General features: G+C 62.1%; 9 protein-coding genes and 1 pseudogene. 7 read left to right on the forward strand and 3 right to left on the reverse strand.

The genetic code is table 11. The features are described 5' to 3' along the window. Nucleotides 1–353 (reverse strand): annotated as a pseudogene (locus tag EN906_RS15510) (cysteine--tRNA ligase); the annotation flags it as partial. A 391-nt stretch (nt 354–744) separates the two neighbouring features. Here EN906_RS15510 and EN906_RS15515 point away from each other — a divergent pair. Then, nucleotides 745–900 (forward strand): hypothetical protein, encoded by a 156-nt coding sequence (locus EN906_RS15515; protein ID WP_081738801.1) that lies wholly within the window; start codon nt 745–747, stop codon nt 898–900. A 72-nt stretch (nt 901–972) separates the two neighbouring features. Here the strand turns inward: EN906_RS15515 and EN906_RS15520 are convergent, their stop codons facing one another. Next, entirely contained in the window at nt 973–1,734 is a 762-nt protein-coding gene (locus tag EN906_RS15520; RefSeq protein WP_127268540.1) for an SOS response-associated peptidase, read from the reverse strand. 129 nt (nt 1,735–1,863) lie between these two features. Between EN906_RS15520 and EN906_RS15525 the strand changes: the two genes are divergently transcribed. From EN906_RS15525 to EN906_RS15540, 4 genes are all read left to right on the forward strand, one after another. Next, on the forward strand, nt 1,864–2,298 hold the full coding sequence (locus EN906_RS15525) for an NUDIX hydrolase (protein WP_127271672.1): 435 nt from the start codon (nt 1,864–1,866) through the stop codon (nt 2,296–2,298). An 83-nt stretch (nt 2,299–2,381) separates the two neighbouring features. After that, entirely contained in the window at nt 2,382–2,759 is a 378-nt protein-coding gene (locus tag EN906_RS15530; RefSeq protein WP_127270900.1) for a TIGR02301 family protein, read from the forward strand. Between the two features lie 356 nt (nt 2,760–3,115). Next, entirely contained in the window at nt 3,116–3,373 is a 258-nt protein-coding gene (locus EN906_RS15535) for a hypothetical protein (protein WP_008874920.1), read from the forward strand. Nucleotides 3,374–3,443: 70 nt separating this feature from the next. Beyond that, nucleotides 3,444–4,232 carry a hypothetical protein gene (locus EN906_RS15540; protein ID WP_164748946.1) on the forward strand — a complete coding sequence of 263 codons (789 nt, stop codon included), beginning with the start codon at nt 3,444–3,446 and terminating at the stop codon, nt 4,230–4,232. 35 nt (nt 4,233–4,267) lie between these two features. Here EN906_RS15540 and EN906_RS15545 read toward each other — a convergent pair whose 3' ends face one another. Then, a complete protein-coding gene (locus EN906_RS15545) occupies nt 4,268–5,599 on the reverse strand; it encodes a dihydroorotase (protein ID WP_164748947.1) in 1,332 nt (443 codons plus the stop codon). A 75-nt stretch (nt 5,600–5,674) separates the two neighbouring features. On the opposite strand from EN906_RS15545, the gene EN906_RS15550 reads away from it, so the two are divergent. Both EN906_RS15550 and EN906_RS15555 read left to right on the forward strand, forming a co-directional pair. Then, complete coding sequence (locus EN906_RS15550) at nt 5,675–6,535, forward strand: folate-binding protein YgfZ (protein ID WP_127271671.1); 861 nt, start codon at nt 5,675–5,677, stop codon at nt 6,533–6,535. Continuing rightward, complete coding sequence (locus EN906_RS15555) at nt 6,535–7,170, forward strand: HD family hydrolase (RefSeq protein WP_127271677.1); 636 nt, start codon at nt 6,535–6,537, stop codon at nt 7,168–7,170. Before EN906_RS15550 ends, EN906_RS15555 begins: the two co-directional genes overlap by 1 nt. The last annotated feature ends 159 nt before the right edge of the window (nt 7,171–7,329 follow it).

Here is a 7,329-nt window from a genome sequence, read left to right on the forward strand (position 1 = left end):
CTATGGAACTGGCCGGCGGTCTTTTCGGTGACCCGCCTGATCGCCTCGTTGAGCGAAAGTGTTCCGGAAGCGATCTCGCCGCCGAAGTCGCGCAGAGCGCGCGCGTTGATCTTGTCGTCGACGTCGGTGATGTTGCGCACATAGGTGACGTGCGCCTGCCCATAGACGTGACGCAGCAAGCGGAAAAGCACGTCAAAGACGATCACCGGCCTGGCATTGCCGATATGGGCAAAGTCGTAGACGGTCGGGCCGCAGACATACATGCGCACATTGTCTGGATCGATCGGGACGAAATCCTCTTTCGTCCGCGTCAGCGTGTTGTAGAGGCGCAGGCCCTGCGATGCGTCGGACATTCGTGCCTTCCCGGTTCAGAACTCAATTTGACGAAGCCAGCCCTGCGCGAAACGCAAATCAGGCTCCAGCCTGCTGGCCGGGGCGTTTGTCCAATCTGGGGAAAGATGAGGCGAAAACGTCCGGACCAGCGCGAGGCTAGCCAATAATGCAAATGCCACAAATGGCGAAAGACGTTTTCATGGGCGGCTTTATCGCCTTGGCATGTGTTGCCGTCAAGTCGCAAGTTTCGGCAAAAACGTCGCTGGATCACAGGTAATGATGCACTGAAACATTTTATTAAACATGTCGGCACAGTCATGAAACATTCGCCGGCTAGATCAGCAGGCGTCACGATTTGGTCAGAATCGGCCATCAAACGCAGACACGAAAATGTTACCTGGGAAGAGAGACATGCCCCGAACCAAGCAGGAAGCCAACCGAGCCAAGCAGCCGGCACTGGCCAACCACTACCGCGCGATCGGCCCGGCCGCGATCGTCGCCGCCCTCCTTCACACCGCGAAGAAGAAAAAGCCGGTACAGAAGATCGTGTCGCCCCGCGCCGCCTGAAGTGGTGTGCGGCCCGGCGCCAAGGGCGCCTGGCAAATGGCGCAGACATACGTCGCTGAAGAACAGGTTCAGCTAGAACAACGTCATCTGATTGTCGTCCGCGCCGGGCTTCTGGCGCTTGACCTTTTCGGGCTCCGGCCCGATCTCGCCCCGCTCCTGAATCTCCGGTCCGGTGTTGGCGACCTTGTTGACCAGGTCGGAGACGGGAATGGCCTCGAAGAAATCGAGTTGAGCCGGCCGCAACAGATCGGCGACATCACGCGGTTCGAGCGTGCGGCAATCCAGCCAACGGGCGAAATCCCTGGGGTCGATCACCACAGGCATGCGGTCGTGGATATGCGCGATATCGGCATTGGCGTTGATGGTCAGAATGGCGCCGGTATCCATTTCCGAACCGCCCGGCTCGGCATAGGTCTCGACCAGGCCGGCAAAGGCGACCAACCCGCCATGCCTGGGCCGGATCCAGTAAGGCTGGCCTTTCTTGCCGCCGGTTTGCCGCCATTCATAAAAGCCGGAAGCCGGCACCAAGGCGCGGCGATGGCGCATGGCGGCCTTGAACGACGCCTTTTCGGTAGCCCCTTCGGAGCGCGCGTTGAACAGCAGCGGAAACTCCCTGGTATCCTTGACCCAGGTCGGGATCAGCCCCCAGCGCACCAGCATTGGCTGCCGGTCGGGCAAATTGGAGCCCGGCGCCCGCGGGGGGCCGGCGACCGCCATCAGGATCGGCTGGGTTGGTGCGATGTTGTAGCGCGCCGGGAAATCCTCCAGTTCCGCCAAGCCCAGCAAGGCGGCAGTCTGGTCCGGCGTCGCGGTCAAGGCAAAACGTCCGCACATGGTCGATTGGCGCCCTTTGAAAGGTTCGGTTCCTGAAAGTGCCGGTGCAACCGGCATTGCGCAACCGCTAAAGCTTGCCCATGCTGGGCGGTCCACAACAGACCTGCCTACACGCCTGATCGGGAACCCATGAACGAAGCGCGCAAGACACTTCCGGCAGTCTCGGTCGCCGTCGTGCGTGCAGACACCCTGCTTCTGGTCAAGCGAGCCCGGCAACCCTCGCAAGGGCTCTATGCCTTTCCGGGCGGCAAGGTCGAACCCGGCGAGACGCTGGAGGCAGCGGCAGAGCGCGAACTTCTGGAAGAAACCGGTTTGCGCGCCACAAATTATCGCCCGCTACGGGAAATCCACATTGACGGCAGGGATGACAGCCACCCGGTCGATTACCTCCTCACGGTCTTCGGCGCGGCCTATGCCGGCGGCGAGGCGGTAGCCAGCGACGACGCAGAGACGGCGGCCTTCTATACACTCAGCGAGATGGCGGCATTGCCGCTCGCCGGCTCGGTGTTCGCCGTGGCCGAGGAGTTGTTGGACCCCCGCGGAGACGACGGGCCGAAGCCCTGAAAACAGCCTTGCAGGCGACAAATTGTTTCGCCACAAAGACTTATCCTGTTTGGCAGAGCCACGCCGTTGGGTAGAGAAGGCTTATGAACCGTCCGTCCATGCTCCTCGCCGCGTGTCTTGCGGTCGTCGCGACCGTTTCGATACGGCCCGCGCTCAGCGCCGAATCGCCGTTCGAGCCTGGGTTGATGCGGCTGGCGGAGGTTCTGGGCTCGCTGCATTTCCTGCGCAATCTGTGCGGCGAGAAAGGCGACCAGTGGCGTGTCGAAATGACAAAACTGCTCGATTCGGAAAATCCGGACGCCGAGCGGCGCGCCCGCTTCATTGCCAGCTTCAATCGCGGCTACCGCTCCTTCGGCGGCACCTATACGAGGTGTACGTCCTCGGCGACCGAAGCCATCAGCCGCTACATGAAGGAAGGCGAGACGCTGTCTCGCGATATCGCCTCTCGTTACGGCAACTAGGCACTCGCTCATCAACAACTATCCGGATCATTGCCGGGCACAAGCCGATATATCGGCTTGTGCCAGGCGATTTCTTGGTGCAATCCTCATGTTGCACTTCTGCAACAGTATTAACGAAACCTTACAGCGCGAAAGCGGAATTAACTCAAACTGAAGGTTTTCGCCCCGCAGGCCGCCCCAATCGGCTAAGTTTGACTCGGACTGAACGCAGCTTCGCACAAGGCAATTGGGCTTTGTAAAAGACGATCAAAAAAATGTCGTATTTACAAATACTTAATTGTCCCTGCGTGTGAAATGAACAGATCAGGCCTGATCTACATCGACGGATCGCAGCTTGAAAGGGTGGACATTCGCTTATGGAACATGGTGTCAACGACATCGACGCGCTGGTCAGGGAAGAAAAACGCCTGACCGCCGTGGAAAGCCACAGCGAGGCCTGGGCGGAAGGTCTCTCCGCCGGGATAGAGCCCGAGATCATTGCCGAAGCAGCGCTCGAAACAGCCTTCGGCGAGATGTTGCGTGCCAATGGCGAGACCTCGGCCCTTGCCCTGCTCGACCGTATGCGTGAAAAGGTGATTGCTGGCGCCTTCGAACCTGAACGGCTGCGGCACTGAACCGACGTCCGGTTCTTTGACGGCAACATGCCGCTCGGGCGTCATGCCCGGAAGCAGGGAGAAACGGGCAGTGAGTTTTTCGATGTCAGGCAAGCCGTGTGGCTTGGTCCTTCGCATCTCCTTCGCCGCTTGCTGTGCCGCGATTCCCCTGCTTGTGTGTCTCGCGAGCAGCCCCGTGTATGCACTGAGCGAAATCAAGCGCGAAGAGCTCCCCCCGACAGTCACGCCGCCGGCCGACGACGACATGTCGCCCCCCGGAAGCGCCGTGCCGATGCCCAACCCGGTTGGAACACCGCCGCCGGCCAGCCAGCCGACTGCTCCTGCCGAAGCCGAGCCGAACAGTCCGGCGGATGGCGGCGTGACCAGACCGCGCGTCGATCCGGAAACGCCGGTGCCCGAGGTCGTCTACGATCTCGGCAAGCTGCCGGAACCGGTGCGGCGCATGCACGATCTGATCGTCGAAGCCTGCAAGGGCGGCGATATCGAAAAGCTGCGGCCGTTGATCGGCACGGGCGAGAGCATGACACAGATATCGCTGACCGACATAGACGGTGACGCCATCGCCTTCCTCAAGGGCCTCTCCGGCGACCCAGACGGTCAGGAGATTCTGGCCATCCTGGAGGAGGTGCTTAATGCCGGCTACGTCCACCTCGATGCCGGCACGCCACAAGAACTCTATGTGTGGCCGTATTTCTTCGCCCTGCCGCTGGACAAGCTGGACGCCAAGCAGCGGGTCGAGCTGTTCAAGATCGTCACCGCTGGCGATTTCAACGACATGAAGCAGTTCGGCGCTTATATTTTCTACCGTGTCGGCATCACGCCTGCCGGACAGTGGTCGTTCTTCGTCGCCGGGGATTGAGCTTTCTGCCTCTGCCCTTGCAGAGATCCGGGAGCCTAGACGGGCAATGCCTCGGAAAACTCCACCGCTTTGCCCTGGCCTGGCGTGACGATTTCCCCCTCCCACATGACACGTCGGCCTCGAATGACGGTGCCGACCGGCCAACCCGTCACTTCCCTGCCATCATAAGGCGTCCAGCCGGCTTTCGAGCCGGCCTGCGCATTGGTGATCATCTCGCGCCGCATCATGTCGACGATGGTGAAGTCGGCGTCATAGCCGGCGGCGATGCGGCCTTTCCTGGCCATGCCGAAGATCCGCTGCGGGCCATGACTGGACAGGTCGACGAAGCGCTGCAAGGTTAGCCGGCCGGCATTGACGTGGTCGAGCATGATCGGCACCAGCGTCTGCACGCCGGTCATTCCCGACGGAGAGGCCGGATACGGCTTGGCCTTCTCGGCCAGCGTGTGCGGCGCATGGTCGGAGCCGAGCACGTCGACAATGCCTTGCGCAATGCCGTGCCAGACGCCGTCGCGATGGCGGGCGGGGCGCACCGGCGGGTTCATCTGGATCAGCGTGCCAAGCCGTCCATAGTCGTCGGCGCTCAGCGTCAAATGATGCGGCGTTGCCTCGCAGGTCGCGACATCCTTGTGCTGTTCGAGGAACAAGATCTCCTCGGCCGTCGAGATGTGCAGGACATGGATGCGGGCACGCGCTTGCCTAGCGATGCGCACAAGCCGTTCGGTGCAGCGCAAGGCGGCGATTTCATCGCGCCAGACAGGGTGCGATGCCGGATCGCCCTCGATGCGCTCGCCAAGACGCTCGCGCAGCCGGAATTCGTCTTCCGAATGAAAGGCGGCACGGCGGCGCGTGTTTCTCAGGATCGAGGCGACACCTTCGTCGTCCTCGACCAGCAGGTCGCCGGTGGACGAACCCATGAATACCTTGATCCCGGCCGCGCCCGGCAACCGCTCAAGCTCGCCGACATCCCCGGCGTTTTCGCGGGTGCCGCCGACCCAGAAGGCAAAATCGCAATGCATGCGATCCGTGCCGCGCCGAACCTTGTCGGCAAGCGCTGCCTCGCTGGTGGTCAGCGGATTGGTGTTGGGCATCTCGAACACGGCGGTGACGCCGCCAAGCACGGCTGCGCGCGAACCCGTTTCCAAATCTTCCTTGTGCTCCAATCCCGGCTCACGAAAGTGCACCTGACTGTCGATGACGCCCGGCAGGATATGCAGGCCGCGGCAGTCGATCGTCTCGCCCGCCGAGGCCTGGCGGAGATCGCCGATGGCGGCGATGCGCCCGCCCTTCACGCCGATGTCGCGAGCCCCTTCGCCGTCGTGGTTGACCACGGTGCCGCCTGTCAGGATGAGGTCGTAGATCATGGCCATGCTCTCTTGCGGGGGGAGTGCCAGCGGCTTACGTAAAGGCCGACCGTTTTGCAAGATCAGGTTGCTTTTCCACCCATGCCCTTTGCCCAGCTCAAAGACCGCGCCCTCGTTTCCGTATCAGGTCCGGATGCCGAGCATTTTTTGCAGAACATCCTGACCACCGATCTCGACATCCTGGCTCCCGGCGAAGCCAAGCCCGGTGCGCTGCTGACGCCGCAAGGCAAGATCCTGTTCGATTTCCTGATCTCCCGCACCGGCGAGAATGCATTTTGGCTCGAATGCCGCGCCGACATATCGGACGATTTCATACGCCGGCTGACGCTCTACAAACTGCGCGCCAAGGTCGAGATTGCCAAATCCGATCAGGCATTTGTCATCGTCGCATGGGGACATGAATCAACACCCTCGCAATCCGATTCAACGGCGGCCGCCGACACACGCTTTCCGAAGGGTGCCGTCACGCGTTCCTATGGCGAAACAGATAAGCGCAGCGATGTCGCCGCGTGGCAAGCCTTCCGCATTGCCGGCGGCATTGCCGAAAGCGGCAGCGACTACCAACTCGGAGACGCCTTCCCCCACGACGTGCTGCTGGACGAAACCGGTGGCGTCGGCTTCAAGAAGGGCTGCTATGTCGGCCAGGAGGTCGTCTCGCGCATGCAGCATCGCGGCACCGCCAGGCGGCGCGTGCTGATTGTGTCGGCTGACGGGTCCCTGCCCGCGCCCGGCATCGAACTGACCGTCGAAGGCAGGCCGGTTGGCATGCTTGGCTCGACCGCCGGCACGATCGGTCTGGCGATTGCGCGCATCGATCGGATCAAGGCGGCGCTCGACGCCGACCTGCCGATCATGGCGGCGGACGTTCCGGTTACACTAGCCATTCCCGGCTGGGCAAAATTCGCCTTCCCGCAGGAAGCCGTCAGCGCGGAGGAGGCCTGATGGCGGCCGACCGCGTCGGCGCGCCGGCACGCGCCTGGCAGCGCATGTTGTCGGGCCGCCGGCTCGACCTGCTCGATCCCTCTCCGCTCGACATCGAGATTTCAGACATTGCGCATGGGCTCGCCCGCGTTGCCCGCTGGAACGGCCAGACCAGCGGCGAGCATGCTTTTTCGGTTGCCCAGCACTCGCTGCTGGTCGAAGCGCTGTTCCGCGACCTGGTACCCGAGGCTTCGGCCGACGCCCGGCTGGCGGCTCTTCTGCACGACGCCCCCGAATATGTCATCGGCGACATGATCTCACCGTTCAAATCGGTGATGGGCGGCAGCTACAAGGATTGTGAGTTGCGGCTGCAGCGCGCCATCCATCTGCGCTTCTCGCTGCCGCAGGAGCCAAGTGCTGCGCTGCGCAAGGAGATCAAGCGCGCCGACCAGATCGCCGCCTATTTCGAGGCAACGCTGCTCGCCGGCTTTTCGACCGCCGAGGCGACCGAGTTCTTCGGCCGTCCGCGCGGCTTCAATGCCGACCGCTTCGATTTCACGCCACGCTCGGTGACCTGGGCGCAAAATGCGTTCCTGAAGCGGTTTTCCGCGATCGAGACGTCGCGGCACCAGGTTTCGGCAACCGCAATCGGCTAAAGCGCGTCGCGCTGAAACGGATTCATGCGCCGCGCTTTAGGTCTTGTTTTATGCATGTCGTTTTCCCCAAAACCGAGGTCACTTTTGGGCGACATGCATTAAAACGCTAAATTAACCGGCGGCGGCCACAATAGCGCGTTCGATCACGGTCCGCAGGCG

Origin of the sequence: Mesorhizobium sp. M7A.F.Ca.CA.004.06.1.1 (assembly GCF_003999135.1) — a bacterium.
Classification (GTDB): domain Bacteria; phylum Pseudomonadota; class Alphaproteobacteria; order Rhizobiales; family Rhizobiaceae; genus Mesorhizobium.

Coding starts and splice junctions, on each gene's coding strand:
- EN906_RS15520 (WP_127268540.1), bottom strand. CDS start 1,734: ATGTGCGGACGTTTTGCCTTGACCGCGACGCCGGACCAGACTGCCGCC.
- EN906_RS15525 (WP_127271672.1), top strand. CDS start 1,864: ATGAACGAAGCGCGCAAGACACTTCCGGCAGTCTCGGTCGCCGTCGTG.
- EN906_RS15530 (WP_127270900.1), top strand. CDS start 2,382: ATGAACCGTCCGTCCATGCTCCTCGCCGCGTGTCTTGCGGTCGTCGCG.
- EN906_RS15535 (WP_008874920.1), top strand. CDS start 3,116: ATGGAACATGGTGTCAACGACATCGACGCGCTGGTCAGGGAAGAAAAA.
- EN906_RS15550 (WP_127271671.1), top strand. CDS start 5,675: ATGCCCTTTGCCCAGCTCAAAGACCGCGCCCTCGTTTCCGTATCAGGT.
- EN906_RS15545 (WP_164748947.1), bottom strand. CDS start 5,599: ATGGCCATGATCTACGACCTCATCCTGACAGGCGGCACCGTGGTCAAC.
- EN906_RS15515 (WP_081738801.1), top strand. CDS start 745: ATGCCCCGAACCAAGCAGGAAGCCAACCGAGCCAAGCAGCCGGCACTG.
- EN906_RS15555 (WP_127271677.1), top strand. CDS start 6,535: ATGGCGGCCGACCGCGTCGGCGCGCCGGCACGCGCCTGGCAGCGCATG.